The 21,261-nt window shown below is 68.1% G+C and carries 19 protein-coding genes and 3 pseudogenes; 13 read left to right on the top strand and 9 right to left on the bottom strand.

What is annotated here, in order from left to right:
* On the bottom strand, positions 1 to 200 hold a 200-nt coding region (locus tag YWW_RS38120), incomplete at its 3' end, for a transposase (protein WP_026932064.1).
* A 46-nt stretch (positions 201 to 246) separates the two neighbouring features.
* On the opposite strand from YWW_RS38120, the gene YWW_RS38115 reads away from it, so the two are divergent.
* Complete coding sequence (locus YWW_RS38115; RefSeq protein ID WP_342673591.1) at positions 247 to 471, top strand: HNH endonuclease; 225 nt, start codon at positions 247 to 249, stop codon at positions 469 to 471.
* A 337-nt stretch (positions 472 to 808) separates the two neighbouring features.
* Here the strand turns inward: YWW_RS38115 and YWW_RS0123835 are convergent, their stop codons facing one another.
* Positions 809 to 1,183: a MerR family transcriptional regulator gene (locus YWW_RS0123835; protein ID WP_026932063.1), complete on the bottom strand. Its 375-nt coding sequence runs from the start codon at positions 1,181 to 1,183 to the stop codon at positions 809 to 811.
* Between the two features lie 59 nt (positions 1,184 to 1,242).
* Between YWW_RS0123835 and YWW_RS0123830 the strand changes: the two genes are divergently transcribed.
* Positions 1,243 to 2,040 carry an SDR family NAD(P)-dependent oxidoreductase gene (locus YWW_RS0123830; RefSeq protein ID WP_051326250.1) on the top strand — a complete coding sequence of 266 codons (798 nt, stop codon included), beginning with the start codon at positions 1,243 to 1,245 and terminating at the stop codon, positions 2,038 to 2,040.
* A gap of 316 nt (positions 2,041 to 2,356) precedes the next feature.
* Complete coding sequence (locus YWW_RS0123825) at positions 2,357 to 2,752, top strand: tautomerase family protein (protein WP_026932061.1); 396 nt, start codon at positions 2,357 to 2,359, stop codon at positions 2,750 to 2,752.
* 65 nt (positions 2,753 to 2,817) lie between these two features.
* On the opposite strand, the gene YWW_RS34515 is transcribed toward YWW_RS0123825, so the two are convergent.
* Positions 2,818 to 3,864, bottom strand: a complete 1,047-nt coding sequence (locus YWW_RS34515) for an ISL3 family transposase (RefSeq protein WP_345960977.1) — start codon at positions 3,862 to 3,864, stop codon at positions 2,818 to 2,820.
* On the bottom strand, positions 3,842 to 4,261 hold the full coding sequence (locus YWW_RS36275; protein ID WP_026932060.1) for a class I SAM-dependent methyltransferase: 420 nt from the start codon (positions 4,259 to 4,261) through the stop codon (positions 3,842 to 3,844). The genes YWW_RS34515 and YWW_RS36275 overlap by 23 nt, the downstream gene beginning before the upstream one ends.
* Positions 4,262 to 4,813: 552 nt before the next feature.
* On the opposite strand from YWW_RS36275, the gene YWW_RS0123810 reads away from it, so the two are divergent.
* Both YWW_RS0123810 and YWW_RS0123805 read left to right on the top strand, forming a co-directional pair.
* Entirely contained in the window at positions 4,814 to 5,131 is a 318-nt protein-coding gene (locus YWW_RS0123810) for a hypothetical protein (protein ID WP_155830375.1), read from the top strand.
* On the top strand, positions 5,128 to 5,562 hold the full coding sequence (locus tag YWW_RS0123805) for a hypothetical protein (protein WP_026932058.1): 435 nt from the start codon (positions 5,128 to 5,130) through the stop codon (positions 5,560 to 5,562). The genes YWW_RS0123810 and YWW_RS0123805 overlap by 4 nt, the downstream gene beginning before the upstream one ends.
* A 378-nt stretch (positions 5,563 to 5,940) precedes the next feature.
* On the opposite strand, the gene YWW_RS0123800 is transcribed toward YWW_RS0123805, so the two are convergent.
* Positions 5,941 to 6,315: a DoxX family protein gene (locus YWW_RS0123800; protein ID WP_026932057.1), complete on the bottom strand. Its 375-nt coding sequence runs from the start codon at positions 6,313 to 6,315 to the stop codon at positions 5,941 to 5,943.
* A 140-nt stretch (positions 6,316 to 6,455) separates the two neighbouring features.
* Between YWW_RS0123800 and sigJ the strand changes: the two genes are divergently transcribed.
* The gene (gene sigJ, locus YWW_RS0123795; protein WP_026932056.1) at positions 6,456 to 7,379 is read left to right on the top strand and encodes an RNA polymerase sigma factor SigJ; all 924 of its coding nucleotides are present in this window, start codon (positions 6,456 to 6,458) and stop codon (positions 7,377 to 7,379) included.
* 274 nt (positions 7,380 to 7,653) lie between these two features.
* On the opposite strand, the gene YWW_RS0123785 is transcribed toward sigJ, so the two are convergent.
* Entirely contained in the window at positions 7,654 to 9,222 is a 1,569-nt protein-coding gene (locus tag YWW_RS0123785) for a hypothetical protein (protein ID WP_026932055.1), read from the bottom strand.
* Positions 9,223 to 9,591: 369 nt separating this feature from the next.
* On the opposite strand from YWW_RS0123785, the pseudogene YWW_RS32660 reads away from it, so the two are divergent.
* A pseudogene (locus tag YWW_RS32660) lies at positions 9,592 to 10,366 on the top strand (transposase family protein).
* Between the two features lie 225 nt (positions 10,367 to 10,591).
* On the opposite strand, the pseudogene YWW_RS38365 reads toward YWW_RS32660, so the two are convergent.
* Positions 10,592 to 11,473, bottom strand: a pseudogene (locus tag YWW_RS38365) (family 43 glycosylhydrolase); the annotation flags it as partial.
* Positions 11,474 to 11,542: 69 nt separating this feature from the next.
* A pseudogene (locus YWW_RS38360) lies at positions 11,543 to 12,019 on the bottom strand (RICIN domain-containing protein); the annotation flags it as partial.
* A gap of 180 nt (positions 12,020 to 12,199) precedes the next feature.
* Here YWW_RS38360 and YWW_RS38110 point away from each other — a divergent pair.
* Positions 12,200 to 12,301: an RICIN domain-containing protein gene (locus YWW_RS38110; protein ID WP_081687725.1), complete on the top strand. Its 102-nt coding sequence runs from the start codon at positions 12,200 to 12,202 to the stop codon at positions 12,299 to 12,301.
* A gap of 139 nt (positions 12,302 to 12,440) precedes the next feature.
* On the opposite strand, the gene YWW_RS32650 is transcribed toward YWW_RS38110, so the two are convergent.
* A complete protein-coding gene (locus YWW_RS32650) occupies positions 12,441 to 14,468 on the bottom strand; it encodes a beta-galactosidase (RefSeq protein WP_211253378.1) in 2,028 nt (675 codons plus the stop codon).
* A gap of 260 nt (positions 14,469 to 14,728) precedes the next feature.
* Between YWW_RS32650 and YWW_RS0123760 the strand changes: the two genes are divergently transcribed.
* From YWW_RS0123760 to YWW_RS0123740, 5 genes are all read left to right on the top strand, one after another.
* Positions 14,729 to 16,066 carry an extracellular solute-binding protein gene (locus tag YWW_RS0123760; RefSeq protein ID WP_026932053.1) on the top strand — a complete coding sequence of 446 codons (1,338 nt, stop codon included), beginning with the start codon at positions 14,729 to 14,731 and terminating at the stop codon, positions 16,064 to 16,066.
* Positions 16,067 to 16,078: 12 nt separating this feature from the next.
* Complete coding sequence (locus YWW_RS0123755; protein WP_081687724.1) at positions 16,079 to 17,509, top strand: carbohydrate ABC transporter permease; 1,431 nt, start codon at positions 16,079 to 16,081, stop codon at positions 17,507 to 17,509.
* A gap of 2 nt (positions 17,510 to 17,511) precedes the next feature.
* The gene (locus YWW_RS0123750; protein WP_081687723.1) at positions 17,512 to 18,390 is read left to right on the top strand and encodes a sugar ABC transporter permease; all 879 of its coding nucleotides are present in this window, start codon (positions 17,512 to 17,514) and stop codon (positions 18,388 to 18,390) included.
* 163 nt (positions 18,391 to 18,553) lie between these two features.
* Positions 18,554 to 20,122, top strand: coding sequence for a lectin (locus tag YWW_RS32645; RefSeq protein WP_081687722.1), 1,569 nt, complete (start codon positions 18,554 to 18,556; stop codon positions 20,120 to 20,122).
* 110 nt (positions 20,123 to 20,232) lie between these two features.
* Complete coding sequence (locus YWW_RS0123740; RefSeq protein WP_035704995.1) at positions 20,233 to 21,261, top strand: LacI family DNA-binding transcriptional regulator; 1,029 nt, start codon at positions 20,233 to 20,235, stop codon at positions 21,259 to 21,261.

Here is a 21,261-nt window from a genome sequence, read left to right as displayed (position 1 = left end):
TTCGCGGCGGTCAGCTCGGCCTTCTCCGCGCTGGTCACCCCAGACTCCAGGCCCCGGTCAATCCGATCCTGTCGCCGCCAGGTGTAGATCGTCTGATCGCTGATCCCCAGATCATGCGCCACGTCGGCGACCTTGCGACCAGCCTCGATCAAATCCAGCACCTTCCGCCGGAACTCCGGCGGATACCCACGTCGTCCCATACCACCCTCTCAAGACCAAGTGGCATAAGAACCCAACAATCAGACTCTGTCAAACCCGGAGCAGACCAAGGAGCTGGTCAGACGGCTTCTAGCGGATACCTGCGAGATCTGTCAGAGCTCCGGTGAAGTCGAAGTTCACCAGATCAAAGCCCTGACCGAACTCGCGACCTTCGGGGAACCGCTCCCCGACTGGACGCGCATCATGCGAGCTCGGCGACGCAAGACCCTGGTGGTCTGCCGAGATTGCCACGACCGCGTCCACCACAGATAAGCGGCGACGCCTCGCATCGTCACTGGAGAGCCGGATGAGCGGGAAACCCTCATGTCCAGTTCGGCGGGAGGCCGCGCGGAAAAGGAACCCCGACAAGGGGAAACCTCGCCGCGCAGCCGACCCGACCGCCCACTTCCACCAGTCCGGGCGCCTCGCCATCCGCTGGGACCGGCACCTGCTCGTGCATGAAGGCTTCACCAAACTCGCCGCCGCCCTTATCCGCTGGAGACGCCTGGCCCGAGCTCATGACGTGCGCTCATAGGATCAAAGGTATGTCGCATAATGCAACTGACAGACTTCGTTGCGCGACGCCGCTCCCGCCGAGTGGCGAGGTCGGTCAGCAGTCGCTTCGGGCGACGAGTGGCTCGCCGGCGCGGATGATCGCTTCCAGCATGGCGTGGGCGGCCTTGAGTTCCTCGATGGACCGGCTCATGCGCTCCCGCTCGCGCACGAGGTCCTGGGCCATCTCCTCGCAGGTCGGGGCCAGTATGGCGCCGTCACCGGTCATGCAAGGCAGCACCTCGCGGATCAGATCGGTGTTCAGGCCCGCCGCGAGCAGTACCCGGATGCGACGCACTCGGTCAACATCAGACTCGTTGAACTCGCGGTAGCCGCTGGACCGTCGCAGAGGATGCAGCAGTCCCTGCTGTTCGTAGTAGCGCAGTCCCCTGGTGCTCATGCCCGTTTGACGCGACAGCTCCCCGATGAACATGTGACTCCTCGCATAGAAGTTTGACTCTGACGTTAACGTCAAGGTTTAGCGTAGCCGACATGACAACGAACCACAGCAACCCGACCTCGCCCATCGCCGACCCCAATGCCTTGCGGGGTAAGCGGGCCGTCGTCACCGGCGGCACCATCGGCATGGGCCTGGCCATCGTCCAGGCCCTCACCGACCGCGGCGCCGAAGTGCTCTACACCGGCCGCAACGAGCAGCGCCTCGCCGAAGCCCAGGCCTCGCTGAACACTCCGCTGGCCCATCCGGTGCGCGCCGACGCCACCGACATGACCGATCTCGCCGCGCTCGCCAGGCAAGCCTCGGACACCCTCGACGGCATCGACTACCTGTTCGTCAACCAGGGCATCGCCGAGTTTCAGACGCTCGAAGAGGTCACCGAGGAGTCCTGGGACCGGGTCTTCAACGTCAACACCAAGGGCTCATTCTTCACCGTCCAGCACCTGGCCCCGTTGATCGCCGAGGGCGGCTCGATCGTCTTCACCACGGTCTCGAACGACGAGATCTTCCCCGGCCTGAGCGCCTATTCCGGCGCCAAGGAGGCCGTCGCCGCCTTCGCGAAGGTCCTCGCCGCCGAGCTCCTGCCGCGCGGCATCCGCGTCAACGCGGTCGCCCCCGGGTTCATCCTCACCCCGACCATGGGCGTAGCCGAACTGACCGAGGAACAGCGGGCCGAGTTCATCGAGCAGGGCAACGCATCCACTCCGATGGGCCGCGGCGGCACCGTCGAGGAGATCGCCTCAGCCGCCCTCTACCTGGCAGTCGACGCTACCTTCGTCACCGGCGTCGAACTCCCCGTAGACGGCGGCTTCGGCAAGGGCCTCGGCCACTGACCGGTCCCGGCGCGGCAACACCGCGCCGGGGCTCCTCGGCCGCCCAACGGCCTTAACCTGAAACCAGTTCTTAGGTCGTCAATTCCCGAAGCCTCACGAGATTCCAGAGGTCCCTCCGTCTCAAGGTGTCCGAAGCGTGGTTTGGTGAGTTAGTTCTGGTTCTTGCCCATATCTCGTAACGGTCTCAGGCCCGTGGGGCCTCGCCTGGTTGGTTCGTGGCCACCTGTAAATCGGTTGCCGCGTACGGGCGCGACGTGATGGGGTCATGCCCTCGACCGCTTGCTAGCGGCCGACCGATTCGATGGAAGGTCTCCCCATGCCGACTGCCCTCATCGAGGTGCGCCGCCAATACACCGAGGCGGAAGAAGTAGGTCTGATCGACGCGGTCCACGGCGCGCTGGTGGCAGCGTTCCGCATCCCGCCTCAGGACAAGCATGTGCGCCTGGTCGTTCACGAGCCCCACCGGTTCGCCTGTTCACCGAACCAGACGAAGCCCGAGCACTACACACTCGTCACGATCGACTGCTTCGCGGGCCGATCGGTGGACGCTAAACGGAACCTGTACCGGGAGATCGTCGAGCGGCTCGCGGCGTTCGGCATCCCTGGCGGCGACATCACGATCACGCTCAGAGAGATCCCCGCCGAGAACTGGGGACTCCGGGGAGGACAGGCCGCCTGCGACATCGATCTCGGCTTCAAGGTAAACGTGTAGCCAGTCACCGGCACCGGCAAGGGCTTCCGCCTCGTCGGTGCCGCGTCCCCGCAGCGCCGCGGGCGCTAGTGGCTGAGGAGGACGAGCTTCCTGAGGAGGTCGAGGTTGCCGCGGCCGAAGAGCTTCCGCTTGATCATTTTCAACCGTCCAGCATGGCCTTCGACCGCCCCAGAGTTGTAGGGCAGGGTAAGTCCGGCGGTGACGGCGTCGAGGTCCTTGGTCAGGCCCGCCGCGAATCGGCGCAGGCCAGGTAGGTTTGCTTCGGTGGCCGCCTCGATCCAGGCCGGCAGGTCGTCCCCTCGTAGGTTGGTGAGCATTTCGGCGAACGACTTCACCAACTCGTGGGTGGTCTCCAGCGGTGAACTACGCTCGAGCAGGGCCTTGAGCTGGAGTTGTTCGTCCTCACTGAGCGTGTCGGGATGGCAGGTGAGCCAGCCGGTGGCGGTGCGGGTGGCTTCGGTGTAGGCGCTGGAGCGGTCGCGGCAGATCACCTCGATCCCGGGGTGGGCAGTGAGCCATGCGCGGACCGGCGCGGCGTCGCGGGTGTCGAGCAGATCGATCGGGCGGCGGGTGGCCATGTCGATCAGGATGGTGCCGTAGGTGTGGCCGCGGCGGAAGGCGAAGTCGTCGATCCCGAGAATTCTCACCCGGCCTGGTTCGGGGCCGGGGAGGGCACGGACCAGGCGCAGCAGGCTGTTGCGGCCGGCCCGGATGCCAAGACGGGAGGCGAGTCGGGCACCGGCATTGCCGGCCAGGGCCAGCCCGATCGTCTCCAGGACCGAGCGCAGGCCCTGGGTCCGCCGCGCCCACGGGGTCGTCAGGCCCTCGACCTGCTCGGCGAAGGTGCGCCTCGGGCAGGCGCCGTTGTCGCAGTAGAACCGGCGGACTTCCAGGCGGATTTCCAGCCCTCGACCGGATACCGGGGTATCGCGAAGCCGCCGCTCGTAGCGCGAGTGCACCCGCGCGGCCCTGGCCCCGCAGCCAGGGCATGCTGCTTCAACTGAAGCCGCGGCCGCTTGGATGAGGACCCGCCCAGCGATTTCGTTGACGCGTTGGACGACAACATCGCGAAGATGTGGGAATAGGACATTAAGAAGCTGATCGCACCCGATCCTTGATACCCCAACGCATCCCGTGGCGAGACGAGTCCGTGACCGTTACGAGATATGGGCAAGAACCGCCGGTGCCGGCACCGATCTCGAGTACCCGCAGACCAGGGCGCAGCTCGAGCATGTCGAGCATCTGCACGACCAGGCTGGGCTGGGAGATCGAGCTGATCGACCGCCCGTCGCCGTCGCGGCGGGTGACGACAGCGTCATCGATGTAGACCGTCTCCAAGTCGATTTCGGGTACGAAGGCATGTCGGGGCACTTGCCGGAGGGCCTTGAGCGTCTTGGCGGTGAGGTGTGGGAAGTCGCGTGCGACTCGGTCGACCATGGCCGCGCGGAGCCGGGTCGCCGTCGTGTCATGTCCGGTCACGCCCGACACGATCGCATACGAGTCCAACACTCCCCGTGATCCTCGGTTGCGTGCCGGTCGCGGGCTCGGATTGCCGCCGCCAGGATACCCGGCGGCCGGTCCAGGCCGCTGCGCTCGCCCCTGCATGCATGCTCCGATCGGATTCGCCCACTCCGCATAGGCCCGGCGCAGCACCGCCGTCCCGAACCCGTAGCAGACCGCCTGAAGCGATTCGGCCTCCAGCGTCCGCTCCCGGTGGGCTCCCCGCCGGTGCCCAGCACCAGGTTCTCGAAATCCAGGAACACCGCCGAGGACTTGTCGTCCCTGCCCCGGCCCATGTTCCTGCCGAACAGCTCCGCTACCCGCATCACCAGCGCCTGCCGTTCTGCCGCAACTGATCGCAAGGCACCGCCGCTCCCGCCTGCGCGCTTCCCTCAAACGGCCGCAGGCGGCCCACTGCCGCGCGGCGGCTGACGCTGCCCGACGGCCGGGGCGATCGGGCTGCGCCCTGGACGGCGTCCTCGCCCCTTGCCCGCCGGGTCGGAGGCGTCGCGCTGCGCGGCAGCCATCCGGGCCGCCACGCCGACCCCGAGAGGGGACCACATGTCCACCCATCAACCCGGTACTCCCGTCATCGTCCAGCCCGGCAGCGGCATAGACGATGCCGTGGGCCGCGAGTTCCTGCGCTACCTGGTGGGCAAGCAGCTCACCTGCCCCGAAACCGGGCACCTCCTCGACGTCCGAAGGGCCGTGGCCGTCGAGGTCACCCACACAGAGTCCGGTCGCTGCGCCGCCCTGAAGGTCACGACCGCCGACGCCTACGACAGCGTCTACGCCCAGATCGCCGCCCAGTGCGCTGAGGTCGAGGGCTACACCGTCACCGTCTACGACGGCCGCCTCCTGTTCGGGAGCCGGTCATGAAGGACACCACCACTGAGCTGACCTGCCCCACCGAACGACCGGCGCCGGGCATGGACGAACTCCATGGCCTGACCGCGAACGGCAGCATCGCCGTCCTGCCTCCCCGGCTGCTCGAGCCCGGTCAAGCGTTGCTGCTCCCTTTCGCGCAGGTCGTCGAGATCCAGTCCCCACCGCACGCGCACGGCGGCATCATGGTCAAGACCGCCAACAACCCCGCCTGGTATGCCTTCACACCCGCATCTTGGGCCCTGGTGGTCCTCCCCGACGACGCCTCCGCTCCATGCGCTGCTTGCCACTGCTCCTGGTTGGGCGGCTGCGCGCCCGGCTGCACCGCTCGGATCATCACCGACCACGACAATGCCGCGGCACTGGCCGCCGCCGGGCTCACCGGCGACTGGACCGCGGCGCAGATCCTGGGGGCACGGCCATGAGAGGCACCGACACCCACGTCCTCGGCATGTGCCGCGACCATAACGCCGATCGCATCGCGCGCGCCATGGCCGGCCTGCTCTTGGCGGAACTCCCGACCACCGCCCTCGAACACCGAACCGAGGCCGTCGGCGACCTCATCACGCGCGGCGCGGCCGACCTGTGCCGCATCTACGCTCTCGACGCCGACGACTACGCACTCTCGATCATCGGCTACGCGCTCGACCACATCGGCTCCTACTTCCCCGAGTCGGAGCCTCCCGAATCCCCGCGGCTGCCGCCCATCCGATCGCCGACTGGAGAGGCGAACCTGCCAAGGTCGTCGAGTCCACGTGCTTCACCTCATCGGTGCACTCGCCGAAACGCCGGCCTCCCCCGGTTCAGAGGGACTCGGGGCCGAGTCGGCCCCAGGCCACGAAGGCGGCCATGGCGAGCAGGATCGCAGGTGCCGCCATCGTCTTGAACTCGCGGTAGCGGATGTGGAAGACTATCGCTCCGGCCATCAGCAGCGCGAGCCCGAGTCCAGCCAGCCCCACCAGGACCGGGGCGATGTCGAGCAGTGCGGGCAGGATCAGGCCCACCGCTCCGGCGACCTCGAGCAGGCCGATCGTCTTGACGCCGCTGGTGCCGAAGTCCTCGGCCCACCACGAGCCGCCGGCGACCAGCCGCTCCTTGGACTGGGTGAGCTTCTGCCCGCCGCTGGCTACGAAGCCGACGGCCAACAGGCCCGCGACGATCCACAGGGCGATGTTCATGGGTGTTCTCCTCACATTGGGTCTCAGCAGTACGACGAGGCGGAGGCCGCGAATGTGAGGCGAGCGGCGGACCTCACAATCCGACGGGCGGTCTCGTCGGATCATTGAAGGCGAACACGAGCGAAGGAGCCGACCACGCTATGAGCACCGAATCCGAGAGCGGCCGCCCCGAGCCGGGACTGAGCGAGATCATGAGCGAGCGGCGGCACCTGACCAACCTCGCCTACCGGCTCCTCGGCACCCTGGCGGATGCCGAGGACGTCGTCCAGGAGACCTATGCGCGCTGGTACGCGATGACACCGGAGCAGCAGGCGGCCATCGACGCCCCCGGCGCCTGGCTGACCACGGTCGCAAGCCGGATCTGCCTCGACATGCTCCGCTCGGCGCGAGCCCGCCGCGAGCGCTACGTCGGCGACTGGCTGCCCGAGCCCCTGCCGGACCGCGCCGAGTGGGCCGGCGGATCGAAGGGCGCCGACCCGGCCGACCGGGTCACGCTCGACGAGACGGTCGGCATGGCCTTCCTGGTCGTGCTGGACTCGATGACTCCGGCCGAGCGCGTCGCCTTCGTCCTCCACGACGTGTTCCAGTACCCGTTCGCCGAGGTGGCCGCGATCGTCGGCCGCACCCCGGCCGCGTGCCGCCAACTCGCCGCCTCCGCACGCCGCCGCATCCGCAGCTCGGGGGCTCCCGAGACCCCCAGGAGCCGCCAGGCGGCCGTCGTCAAGGAGTTCAAGGACGCCTGGGAGGCCCAGGACATCGACGCGCTCGTCGCGCTCCTCGACCCCGAGGTCATGGCGGTCGGCGACAGCGGCGGCCTCGCGGAGGCGGTGGTGACGGCCCCCGTCGAGGGCCGGATGTCGGTGGCCCGCAAGCTCGTCGAGACCGTCGCCCAGGCGGACGGACTCACCTTCCTGGAGCGGACGGTGAACGGGGGACCGGGCCTGGTCGTACTCGAAGGCACCGTCACCGGAACCGTGCTGGCCTTCGACATCGCCGACGACCGCATCACCCGCATCTGGGCGATGCGCAACCCCGAGAAGCTGCGCGCGTGGGTGAGCGACTGACCGCTAGAACAGGCCGAGCACGCCCACCTGTACCGATTGCAGCGGCCTGGGCGCGACAGTCGCGCCGTGCTCATGCACCGCGACCGGTGAACGGATCCTGTCGGACCACAACGCCGAGCCGAGCGCTACGGACCCGCTGCCGGACTGCAAGCGCTGCGACGAATCAGGCGCTCTCCCCATGCGACCTGGCCTACTTTCGCCTGCTTGTTCATCCGCGCAACCTGTTGGGAACCAACAAGTGCCACAGGAATCCTCCTGAGTTCTCGGTCGCAGCCTAGATCGAGGCTCCTTCGGGTCGTCTAGCAGTGGCCTGAGCGGTAGCCGCCTGACCGCCGTCAGGTGATGGCGCTCCGGGTCGGTCCGCTGGCTGTTTCCCGCCGCCGCGTGGGCGGGGTTTGAGTCGGGCGGCGAAGTGGATGATCGTGGCGAGGGCGAGCAGGGTGAACACGCCGGCGGTCAGAGGGCCCCAGCGGATCGGGCCGACATCGAACAAGGTGCCCGGCGCGCCGAGCGCGGCGGCGAACAACGCCAGGATCAGCAGCCCCTTGGTCGAGGCGATGGTGGCCGAGTGGGCCGCCGACCGGATCGAGGCTGTCAGCGGCTGTCCGCACACGGCGACCCAGACCAGGGTCAGCGCGATCGCGGCCGCGGCCACACCACCGCCGATCCACCCCAGGGTGGGCAGCTCTCCGCCGGCGAAGTAGCGCCGGACGGCCTCGGCCCACCACGCGATCGTCACCGCCGCGCAGGCGGCGGACGCCACCGGCACGAGCACGACCCTGGCCGCACGCACGATCGTCGCCCAGACCACGCGGGCGCCGGCCCAGGCCACCAGGCCGGCCGCCACGATCGACCCGAGGACCCTTCTGGAGGCGTCGACGCTGATCCAGATCAGCCAGTTCACCGCCGCGGTCGCCGCGACGGTGATGCCGTAGCCGAGCAGGCGCACGGCGCTGAGCAGCCGGGTCCCGCCCACGGCCGAGCCGGTCAGGATCACGGTGAAGAACGCGAGCACACCGCGGGCGATCCGATCGATCGGCCCGGCGGGCCGGCCCGGTCGTGAGCGCTGGAACTGGACCCGCCACCGCAGCCCCAGCGGCCGGGTGAGGTAGGGGATCTGGGGCGGGCGGGCACGGTCGAGGTGGCGGCCCCCGCGCAGCACGCCGATGATGGCCGCGACCAGCATCGCGCCGGAGATGCCGCTCAGGCCCAGGATCAGGCACGCCTCGCGCCATTCGGGGCGGACCGCGGCGGCGGCGAAGGCCGGGAGTGCGACGGTGGCGGTGACCGCCACCAGCTGCGCACCGCGGTCGGCACCGGCCGATCCGGCGCGGCCGCCGCCGCCGGAGTTGGCGACCAGCGCGGTGAAGGCCCACCAGAGCGCCAGGCCCGCATAGGCGCTCCAGGTCAACAGTTGGGTCTGGGAGGTGAGGGTGCCGAACCACAACTCCAGGGCGAGCGTGGCGGTGACGACCCAGTACAGGGCCGCAACAAGTGTGTTGAGCCGGTACAGCCGCAGCGGGAGCACGGCGATGGCGAAGCCGGACAGGACCGCGACGACCCAGACCGGCAGCATGGAATCGAGCAGGGCGGTGAAGAAGAATCCAGCGGCGATGACCGCGCGCAGCGCACCGATCGCCATGTAGTGCAGCGCGTGGGGTTTCCTCGGTCCCCAGCCGAGGAATGTCTCGTGCGAGGAGCAGTACACATCGGAAGCGGCGACCTTGTCCTGGTCGCAATCGGATTGGACGCAGCCGTGGACTGGCCGATGCGGCTCGGTCCCGAGCCGCAGCCACCACGGCTCTTGCAGCGGCGGGGCGAGGGCAGGCGTGGGTGTCTGCATGGGCACTCCCTGGGTGGGGCGGGAGAATCACCAAGCCGGCTCCGCATTGCCCTGCTTGGCAACGGAACCATATTTTATCAATCACAAGCCGACAAAACGGCGCTCAATGACCCCGATATGCAGCGGATACGCCCCTCAGGCACTGTCGGATTCTCGACACAGCATTGCTATCCGAGACGCGATGCCAGCGCTGTTCTTGGCCGCCTCGATATATGAACCAGAACCCGATCTAATGTGAATGCTGGGAGCAGCGGCGCCGACGGGTAGGCGGTGAGCCTTTCTCATCCTGGTTGCGTTCGGTTGTAGGGCAAGGAAGAAGCTCCTATAGAACAACAGCTGTCTACTTCCGCTGTCCGCCAGGAGCTTCGAATGCTGTTGTACCAGGCCGCCCTACCGCTTTCGAGCCGCACCCCGCGCTTCACCGCCCGGCTCATCCGAGCCCACCGCAAGACCATCGGCTCCCGCCGGCGGGTCCTCGATCCTGGCGCTCAGGCGCTCCTCACGCTCGCCTACCCGCACCAGGGCCACACCTACGAGCAACTCGCGCCCGGCTACGGCATCTCCCGCGCCACCGCAGCCCGCCGCATCCACGAGACGATCGACCTACTCGACGCCCAGACACCGACACCGCGGGCCGGCCCGCGCAAGGCCAAACGATCCGGCCGCGGCTATGCCATCCTCGACGGCACGCTCGTCCACACCGACCGGCTCGCCACCGATCGCCCCTACTACCAGGGGAAACACCGCTATCATGCGATGAACCTCCAGGCCATCGCCACCCCGGACGGCGAGCTGCTGTGGATTTCTGGAGCCACCCGCGGATCGATCCACGACACCAAGGCCGCCTGGATCCGGCAGCTTCCGCGTCCGCTCCACGAGGCCGGCCTGTTCGCCCTCGTGGGCAAAGGGGTATCAGGGCCTGGACTTCGACCGGGTGGTCACGCCCTTCAAGGGCCGGGGCAAACCGGCGTGGCAGCAGGAGACCAACCGGCTCCACGCTCGACTGCGCGGCCCTGGTGAGCGTGTCTTCGCGGAACTCGCAAAGTGGCGCCTGCTGCGGAAACTCCGCTGTGATCCGTATCGGGCCACCCAGATCACCCGAGCCATCGCCACCCTGAACCACCAAGAGCACCAAACAGGCTGAGAAAGGCTCACTCATCCTCGTCAACTTCTGGCAGGCGACCCGCTGCGGCTCGACTCTGGTGCCACAAGGCCCGGATCCGCGAAGACGTCCGCTACGGCCACGCCCCACCGCTCCGCCAGCGCGACCTCACGCAGTGGCGACCGCGTGGCCCAGTCCCCCGAGAGCCGTTTGGGCATGCGCGTACCTCTCTTGGGGAATCGAGGGAAAGCGGGCCGCAAACGGTCCTCAGATCGGGTCGATGCCGCCGGGCGTGGGGATGACCGGTCGGATCGATCCGTCGGCGTTGAAGTACAGGCGGTCGACCATGGTCTCGCGGTGCGTGCCGTCGCCGTTCGGGATCGCGAAGCGGTGGTAGGCGATGTACCACTGATCGGTTCCCGGCGCTTGGACCACGGAGTTGTGCCCGGTGCCGAGGATTCCCTGGCTCGGGTCCTTCTGGAGGATCACACCGGCCGGGGCGCTCCAGGGACCGAGCGGCGAGGAGCTCGTGGCGTAGTTGACCCGGTAGTCCTCTGAGCGGGTGTCGTTCTCCGACCACATGAAGTAGTAGGTGCCGTTCCGTTCGATCACGAAGGAGGCTTCGTTGTAGCCGGGCGGGTCGTAGGTGCGCACCTGCGAAGCGTCGAAGGAGACCATGTCGTCGTTCAGCGGTACTTGATGGGAGGCGCCCTGGCCCCAGTACAGGTACGACTGTCCTTCATCGTCGGTGAACACGGCCGGATCGATCGCTTGACCGGCATAGGACCCGGCCGAGACCAGCGGATGGCCGAGCGCGTCGGTGAACGGCCCTGTCGGTGAGTCCGAAACGGCCACGCCCAGCTGTTTGCGCGTGTCGCCACTCGAGCGGCCACCGGAGAAGTAGAAGTAGTACTTGCCGTCCTTCTCCGCGATGCCGGGTGCCCACGCGGAGTTGTCGGCCCACGAGACGTCGGCCGCGACGTCGAGGATCACGCCGTGGTCGGTCCAGTTGACCAGGTCGGCCGAGGAGAATGCCCGGTACTGGGTGCCCGACCATCCGGGGTAACCGTCGGTGGTCGGGTACAGGTAGTACCTGCCGTCGAAGTAGGTGATGTTGGGGTCGGCGAACAGGCCGGGGAGCGTCGGGCTCGGGCCGCCGTCGTCGCTGACCGGGACCAGTTCGAACTGCTGGTTGGCGCCGCCGGCGGGGTCGTACTGGGAGATGCGGGTGCCGGGTTCGGTCGACCACTCCCATACATCGAGGGCCTTGCCAGAGAAGCGGTTGACGAAGGTGGCATAGCCGCCGCTCTCTTGGATCTGCCACTGCTGATTGGTGCCGTTCAGGTCATCGTATTGGGCGATGGTGGCGCCGTTGTCGGCGTTCCAGTTCCAGACGTCGAGGACGAGTCCTGAGTGCCTGGCCTGGATCCGGTGGTAGCCGCCGCCGGAATCGAGGAAGCGGAACTGCTGATTCCGGGCGCCGGTGTCGTTCCACTGGTTCAGTTCGGCGCCCGGCTCGGTCGAGCCGTCGCGGATGTCCAGCGCGAGACCGGAGTGGCGGCTGATGATCTTGTACCAGACGCCGGTCTCGACGGCGCTCGCCGAGGGGACGGCGAACAGGGCGATCGCCAACACCGTGCCGGCGGCCGCGAGCGCGGAGACCAGGAGTGCGAGCCTTCTTCGAAGCTGTGGCATGGTCCGCTCCTTCGCAGTGTTATCGTTCCCATGAGTGGCGGATCGGTCCGGAGTCCACGGGCCCGGGACATGAAGGCCGGTGAGTACCGGCTCCGGTGATCGACGACAGCGAGACGACTTGTCGGGCACAGGTTTATGTGATGGTAATCACAACCGTCATAGAAAGTCAAGTTCTTCAATATGACAATATGCCTCGACGTGCCCAGCTCCTCGACCGCCAGTGGCACCGGCCTGCAGCAATACGACTGCTGGGGCGGCGCCAACCAACAGTGGAGCCGTTGAGCCTCCGCGCCGTCTGCCGGCGGCCGTCGACGGCCGCGGAACGCGGTTTCTGGTCAGCGTGCGTGCCGACCAGAAGCCGCTCCCGAGCCTTCTCGGCAAGCGGGTTTCCAGCCCAAGACGCCGCCTGACAGATCGGATCTCATCGACCGTGCACTCCAGGCCCGCGAGCCGCTCCAGATCCCGGCGGGGGTGTCTCCTCGATGATGCGGACGATGACGACCTCTCCTGCGGCGACGGGGATGTCGCCGTCGTAGACGGTGTCGTCGAGTGCGTTGGCGCCCCGGATGCCGGGGACGGTGATGTCCTGATCGGTGTGGTTGATCAGGAAGCAGTGCTCGGCGCGCCGGACGAGCTCGAGCCCTTCGGGCACGCCCGCCGGGCGCGGTACGCCCGCGTGGTCGAGGACGCCTCCGAGCAGCTCCCGCAGGCCGGTGGCGTCGTCGAGCGCGGTCGCGGTGTACCAGGCGGTGCCCGCCCCGAGGCGGTGGCGGGCCACGGCCGGGTGCCCGGCGTCGGGGCCGTCGGTGAAGGAGCCGACGGCCTCGGCGCCGTCGAGGCGGATCCGCTCGGACCAGATGCGGCCCCGCGCGGGCCCCGCGGGCAGGTCGAGGGCGACCCGGCCGCCTTCGGGCAGCGGGTGGAACTCCTCGACCCACAATCCCAGGGTCTCGCGCAGCGCCCCGGGATGGGCGCCGGGGTGGACGGTGTCGTGCTCGTCGACGATGCCCGAGAAGTAGGACACCAGCAGGCTCCCGCCGTCGTCGACGTAGCCGCGCAGGTTCTTCGCCGCCTCGGAGGTCAGCAGGTACGAGGCGGGCGCGACGACGAGGCGGTAGCCGCTCAGGTCCGCCTCGGGGTGGGCGAAGTCGACGGTGACGTGCTGCCGCCACAGGCTCTCGTAGTAGGCCTCGATGCGCTCGCGGTAGCCGAGGTCGATCGAGGGACGCCATTCGAGTTCGAGGGCCCACCACGACTCCCAGTCCCACAGGATCGCCACTTCGGCGTCCACACCGGATCCGGTCACGGGCGCGAGCCGCTCCAGGTCGCCGCCCAGGCGCACCACCTCGCGCCACACCGCGGTGTCGGTGCCGCCGTGCGGGACCATCGCCGAGTGGAACTTCTCGGCGCCCACTCTGGAGGCGCGCCACTGGAAGAACATGAGCCCGTCGGCGCCCCGCGCCAAGTGGGCCAGGGAGTTGCGGCGCATCTCACCCGGCGCCTTGGCGAGGTTGCGGCTCTGCCAGTTGACCGCCGAGGTGGAGTGCTCCATGACCATCCACGGCCCGGCGGCCACGGCCCGGGCCAGGTCGGCGCTCATGGACAGCTCGATGTGGTTCTCGGGCCGCTCGGCGATGAGGTAGTGGTTGTTGGCGACCAGGTCGACCTCGCGGGCCCAGCGCCAGTAGTCCATGCCCTCGCAGTTGGGAATCATGAAGTTCGTCGTCACCGGCGCGGCCGAGTGCCGGGCGATGATCTCGCGCTGGAGCCGGAAGTTCGCCAGGTGCGCCTCGTTCGAGAACCGCTTCCAGTCGAGCTGGAGCGCGGGGTTGACCCCCGGCGGCGCGGCGGCGGGCGCCTCGATCTGGTCGAAGGAGCGGTAGACCAGGCCCCAGAACGCCGTACCCCACGCCTCGTTGAGATGGTCGATGTCGGTGTACTTCGCCTCCAGCCACCGCCCGAACGCCGCACTCGAGGCCGGGCAGTAGCACTCGACGCCCGCCCAGCCGTACTCGTTGTGGACGTGCCACAGCTCCACGGCCGGATGCGCCCCGTAGCGGACGGCCAACTGCTCAACGACGGCCGCGCAGGCCTCGTTGTAGGCCGCCGAGGACGGGCACACCCCGTGCCTGGTCCCGCCCGCCAGGGCGCGGCCCTCGCGGTCGACGAGGCGGATCTCGGGATGGGCCTTCCGCAGCCACGCCGGAGGCGAGGAGGTGGGGGTGCCCAGGCCGACCCCGATCCCCGCCTCGTGCAGGAGATCCATGACCCGGTCCAGGCCGCCGAAGTCGTACTCCCCGGGCGCCGGCTCGATGATGCCCCAGTTGAACACGCCCAGACTCACCAGGTTGACCCCCGCCTCCCGCATGAGGCCCACGTCCTCGCGCCAGACCTCCTCAGGCCACTGCTCGGGGTTGTAATCGCCTCCGTAGCGAACACTCTTCAACACGGTCTCCTGCGGGGTTCTTCGCACCAATACTTGTGAACGTGCACGCTACCCGGCCCGGTGAGACGGTGGCAACCCACTACCCAGTAGGGCCCGTTTCAGAATTGTGATCGTTCCAGGCCTCAGCATTACGGGCATAAGCCCAGAGATGGTTGACAACACTCTTGCCTTTAGTGATGCATGTCGCTATGTTCATGTAATCGTTCACGGTCCGCCGCTGAAGCCGGCGTCGGATCCCCTCACAACGAGACTAAGGACTGAGAATGCGAAGCAACGGAGCTGCCGCAGGCCAGGCGCTGAACCGCCGGAACCTGCTCGCACTCGGCGGCCTGACCGTCACCGCCGGAACCCTCGCCGCCTGCGGCGGCCCGGAAGAAGAGGAACAGGCCGGCGAGCTCGAATGGGATGAAGAGGCCCAGCAGTACGTCATGGAGGAGGAGATCGCCTCGGGTCAGGCGAGCCTCAAGGTCTGGTTCGAGGAGGACTACCTCGCCGAGGCCGTCATCGCCGCCTTCAACGAGGAGTACCCCGACGTGAAGGTCGAGTACGAGCTGGTCGGCAAGCACGACGCGGTCGGCAAGATGGCCCTCGCCGGCGAGGGCGGGACCGGCGCCGACGTCTACATGACCTTCTACAACGAGATCCCCGACGCGATCGACGACGGCACCGCAGCCCCGCTCGGCAACTACACCGACGTCCTCAAGGGCCGCATGAGCGAGGCCTTCACCGGCGTGGTCTCCCAAGAGGACCAGATGCACGCCGTCCCGGTCACCACCGAGTCGATGGCCCTGATGTACAACAAGACGCTCCTCGAAGAGCTCACCGGCTCGCCCGAGCCCGCCGGCACCTGGGAGGAGATCGCCGAACTCGCCGAGGAGTACAACGACCCGTCCTCCAACCGGTGGACGATCCGCATGTCCACCATGGAGATCTACCGCGCCTACCCGATCCTGTCGACCATGGGCTGGCAGGTCTACCCCGACGGCAACGTCGACGACCCCGGCTTCGACGACCCGGGCCTGGCCGAGGCGCTGGAGTACTACGCGGGGCTGCGCGAGATCTGGGACGTTCCCAGCGCCGACTCCACCTGGGAGACCATCGAGGAGGGATTCGCCGGGGGCGAGACTCCGTACGTCACCACCGGTCCCTGGAGCTTCTCGCTCTTCGACGAGGGGGCCGAGGCGAACGGCTTCGAATACGGCGTGACCACGATGCCGATCGCGGAAGGCGGCGATCCGGCCGCGACCTTCGCCGGCATGCACGTCGCGGCCGTCTCGGGCTACTCGAAGTACCCGGCCGCCGCTCGCGTCTTTGCCAACTTCATGGCCTCTGACGCAGGCGCCGCCGCCGTCTACGCCTCCTCCGGGCAGATTCCCGCGCTCAATGAGGACCTGCTCTCGGGCATCGAGGGCATCGGCGACGACCCGCACGTGGCCGGCATCGTCGAGCAGTCCGCGCAGGCCGAACTCGTCCCGCAGGTGCCGGAGTACTTCTGGGAGGTCGGCGACGCGATGGTCGTCGATGTGTGGGACGAGCTGTCCGATGTCGATGCCGCCCAGACCAAGGCAGTCGAGACCTACAACGAACTCCACGGACTTTAGGACCATCCGATCGTGAGCACTACCAAAACTCCCTCTCCTCGCGTCCCAACGCCCGCCCGGGCGCCGCGCGAACCGGGGAATACCGGGAGCTCCGGGCTCCCCGCACCGGTGCCGGGCATCGCCTCGGCACTGGCGTGGGGGGCCGGTCAGCTGATCAACCGACAGCCGGGCAAGGCTTCGTTCTTCTTCGCGTTCTACGCGGCCGCCATCACCTGGGAGATGGTCACCGGCAACTACTACGCCGGAATGGACTTCACGCCCCGCGCCAACGGCGGATTCTTCGTCAAGGGCCTGTGGGGCCTGGTCACCCTCGGCGATACGCCCCGCCAGATGACGCTCACCGGGCTCAACGAGGGCGACAACTCGATCGTCCTGCTCGCCAACGGGATCATCGCGCTGCTGACGCTCTGCCTGCTCGCGATCATCGCGATCTGGGGCATCCGCGACGCCGCCCGCTACCGCGCCCGCCTGGCCGCCGGTGAGGCCCCTGAGCGCTCAGCCGACTACTTCCGCAGGATCTGGGAAGGCGCCTTCGCCTACATCGCCCTCTCCCCAGGGCTGGTGCTCATCGTCTTCATGTCGGTGCTGCCGATCACCTTCGGCGTCCTGGTCGCGTTCACCGACTACAACCGCGACAACCTGCCGCCGATGAACCTCGTCGACTGGGTGGGATTCGACACCTTCGCGCAGATCTTCTCAGTGCCGTCGTGGTCTGGGACGTTCTTCGGCGTGCTCACCTGGACGTTGGTGTGGGCGGTCCTGGCGACCGCCACCACCTACTGCGCCGGCTTCCTCCTGGCCGTCCTGCTCGCGAGCAAGAAGGTCAGGTTCCCGCGGGCGTGGCGCACGATCTTCCTGCTCCCCTGGGCGGTGCCCGCGCTCGTCTCGGCCCTGGTGTTCCGCGCGATGTTCAACGGCCAGTTCGGCCCCATCAGCCAGTTCCTGGTCGACATCGGGCTGACCGACGAGCGCGTCTACTGGTTCACCGACCCGTCCAACCCCAACCTCGCCCGCGCCGTCGTGCTCCTGGTCAACCTGTGGCTGGGCTTCCCGTTCTTCATGGCGCTCGTCGGCGGGGTGCTCACCAACATCCCCGACAGCTACTACGAGGCCGCCCGCATCGACGGCGCCGGCCCGCTCCAGCAGCTGCGGTACATCACCATCCCGATCGTGCAGCGCACCTGCACTCCCCTGCTGGTCCTGGCGTTCGTGGCCGCCTTCAACAACTTCGGGCTGGTCTACTTCCTCACCGAAGGCGGACCGGACAACGTCGATTACCGCTTCGCCGGAAGCACGGACCTGCTCGTCACCTGGCTGTTCAAACTCACCTTGGACAATCGCCTGTACAACATCGGCGCGGTCATGAGCATCATCGTCTTCTTCATCGTCGGCACTATCTCGGTCTGGAACCTCAAGCGTTCCAGGGCGATTCGGGAGCTGTAGTCATGGCAAACACGACAAGGCGGGAAATCCCGGCCAGGATCGTGGAGCGCGAACGCCGCAAAGGGCAGCTCTCCAGCGTCTTCATCCACCTCTGCCTCTTCGTCGTCGCGGTGATCGTGATCTTCCCGCTGCTGTGGGTGGTGGGCGCCTCCTTCGGTCCCGGCGGCGGACTGGCCAACACCACCCCCATCCCCGAGGACGCGTCGTTCGACAACTACGTCTTCCTGTTCACGGAGACCGGCTACGGGCGCTGGTACCTCAATTCGCTCTACATCGCCACGCTCAACATGGTCGGCGGTGTCGCGCTCTCGGCCCTGTGCGGGTACGTGTTCGCCCGCATCAGGTTCCGCGGCCGCAAGGTCGGGATGCTGGCCATCCTCGTGCTCCAGATGTTCCCGTCCTTCCTGACCGCGATCGCGGTCTACATGCTGTTCCTCAACTTCGGGCTGCTGGACTCGCTTACGGGTGTGGCGCTGGTGGGCATCGCCGCCGCGTTGCCGTACAACACCTGGCTCATGAAGGGCTACACCGACAACCTGCCTGCGAGCCTGGACGAGGCCGCCGCGATCGACGGGGCGGGCCGGATCACGATCTTCCGCAAGATCATGCTGCCGCTGATGCGCCCGATGCTGGCGTTCGTGGCGGTCATGCAGTTCACGATGCCGTGGATGGACTTCATCCTGCCTCGACTGCTGCTCCAGAGCCCGAGCAAGCAGACCGTCGCGCTGGGACTGTTCGACATGATCACCGACCAGTACGCCAACGAATTCACCACATTCGCCGCCGGAGCGGTGTTCCTGGCGGTGCCGATCACGGTCATCTTCGTCATCATGCAGCGCTATCTGGTCGCCGGTGCCATGGCGGGCGCTGAGAAGGGATGAGCCGCATGGTCCAGGGACGCAGGCCCGCCGCTGCCCGCCGAGGTCGGGGACCTCGGCGGGCAGCGGCGGGCCGATCGGGACCGCAACGTCTTCGACGGCAGTGCCCTGCCGTCGACGCGGGCGCTCGGTGGCGCCTGCCCCTTCGATCGCTAAGGAGCGACTCATGAGACGAATATTCTCGGCGGCCCTCGCGGCTGCCATGCCCCTCGTCGCCTTCACCGCGGCCACCCCGGCCCAGGCCGCGCCGGACGACTTCTACATGGGTGTCGACCCCGGCACGCTCATCGAGGTCGAACAGGCCGGGGAGCGGTTCTACGACAACGGCGTGCAGGACGACGCGTTGAGCATCATGGCCGACAGCGGCGCCAACCTGGTGCGGCTGCGGCTGTGGAACGACCCGTACAGTTCCTCCGGCCAGCCGTACGGCGGCGGCACCAACGACCTGGCGAAGACCATCGAGCTGGCGCAGCGCGCCAAGGCCCTCGGCATGGACGTCCTGCTGGACTTCCACTACTCGGACTTCTGGGTGGATCCGGGCAAGCAGAACAAGCCCAAGGCATGGCAGAACCTGTCCTACGACCAACTGGTCGACGCGGTCCGCGCCTACACCCGCGACGTCATCGACCAGATGGAGGCCGCCGGCGCCAAGCCCGACATCGTCCAGGTGGGCAACGAGATCACCAACGGGATGCTCTGGCCCGACGGCAGCACCGACAACTGGTCGCGGCTGGGCGGCCTGCTCGAAGCCGGCATCGAAGGCGTCCACCAGGGCGCCAGCGGCGTCGAGATCGCACTGCACCTCGACCGCGGCGGCAACAACGGCGCCTACCGCAACTGGTTCGACAACGCCACCGCCCAGGGCCTCCAGTACGACATCATCGCCCTGTCGTACTACCCGTACTGGCACGGCACCATGAGCGATCTGCGGTACAACCTCAACGACGTCAGCGCCCGCTACGGCAAGGACGTGCTCATCGTCGAGACCGCCTACGGGTACACCCTGGGCGACTGCGACGGGCGCGGCAACATCTTCACCAGCTCCCACGCGCAGGAGAGCGGGTACCCAGCCACCGTGCAAGGCCAGACCGACTTCCTGCGCGACGTGCGCCAAGCCCTCCTCGACGTGCCGAACGACCGCGGCCGGGGCCTGGTGTGGTGGGAGCCCGCCTGGATCGGCGACACCACCTGGGCGACGCAGGCGGGCATGTCGTACATCAACGACCAGGCCGGCGAGAGCAACGCCTGGGACAACCAGGCCCTGTTCGACTGCAACGGGAACAAACTGTCCACCTTGGATGTCTTCGGCGAGACGACCGGCGGCGGTGATCCCGGCGGCGACACCGGGGAGCTGCGCTCGGTCTCCGCGAACAAATGCCTGGACGTGCCGAGCCAGAGCACCGAGCCGGGCACCCAGCTGCAGATCTACGACTGCTGGGGCGGTGCCAACCAGCAGTGGACCCACACCTCCGCCGGTGAACTGTCCGTCTACTCCGATGGTTCGCGGCGGTGCCTGGACGCCGACGGCGGAGGGACGAGCAACGGCACTGCGGTGATCATCTGGAACTGCAACGGCCAGACCAACCAGCAGTGGCGTCTCAACGGCGACGGCACGGTCACCGGCGTCGGCTCGGGGCTGTGCCTGGACGTCTATCAGCGCTCGACCGCCAACAACGCACCGGTCGTGCTCTGGTCGTGCAACGGCGGGTCCAACCAGCGATGGACCTTCGGGTAGTCGCCTGACAGGCGGTGCGGGCATCGCTCCGCACCGGGTGAGCGCGGTCGCGGCGGCGGCCCTGGCCTCGGGCCGCCGCCCCACCCCCCGACGATGGGGGAGAATGAACAATGAAACGCATAGGAGAGTTGAGGGACTTGGCACGGAAACGACCGACGATCAACGATGTCGCGGCGGCCTCGGGTGTCTCGCGCGGCACGGTCTCGCGCGTCCTCAACGAGAAGGGGAACGTCTCGCTGGCGGCCGAGACGGCGGTGCGCAGGGCCGTGGCCGAGACCGGCTACGTCGTCAACCGCGCCGCCCGCAGCCTCAAGACCAACCGCACCGGCTCGATCGTCATGGTCCTGTCCGAACCGCAGGAGCGGCTGTTCGAGGACCCGAACTTCAGCGTGCTCATGCGCGTGGCCACGAACCAACTGGCCGAGCGCGACATGTCGCTGGTGCTCATGGTCGCCGGCGACGACGGCGGCCGCGACCGCGTGGCCCGCTACCTGCGCGGCGGCCACGCCGACGGCGCCCTGCTCATCTCGACTCACTCCGGCGACCCGCTCCTGGAGGCCATCGAGCGCTCGGACGTGCCCGCCGTCGCCTGCGGCGCCGTGCTGGGCCGCGAATCGGTCATCCCCTACGCCGCGGCCGACGACCGCGGCGGCGCCCGCGCCATGACCGAATACCTGGTGGCGCGGGGGCGCCGCAGGATCGGCATGATCACCGGCCCGCTCGACACGCCCGGCGGCTCGCTCCGCCTCGAAGGCTTCACCAGCGTCCTGGGCCGCAGGGCCACCAAGCAGATGGTCGTCCACAGCGATTACAGCCAAGCCGGCGGCGAGGCGGCCATGCGGCGGCTGCTGGAGACCGTCCCCGACCTCGACGCGGTCTTCGTCGCCTCGGACCTCATGGCCGCCGGAGCGCTCCAGGTCCTCCACACCGCGGGCCGCCGGGTGCCCGACGACGTGGCCGTGGGCGGCTTCGACGACTCGGCCGTCGCCACCGCCACCAGGCCGATGCTGACGACGGTGCGCCAGCCGCTGGCGACGGTCGCCGAGGAGACGGTCCGGCTCCTCACCGCCCTGCTCGACGACGAGCCGGTCGAGCCCGTCGTCCTGCCGACCGAACTGATCATCCGCGAGTCCGCCTGA

The organism is Glycomyces tenuis DSM 44171 (assembly GCF_000427885.1).
Taxonomy (GTDB): Bacteria; Actinomycetota; Actinomycetes; order Mycobacteriales; family Micromonosporaceae; genus Glycomyces; species Glycomyces tenuis.
Note: the sequence above shows the minus strand (reverse complement) of the source record. Positions and strands in the feature narration are given on the sequence as shown.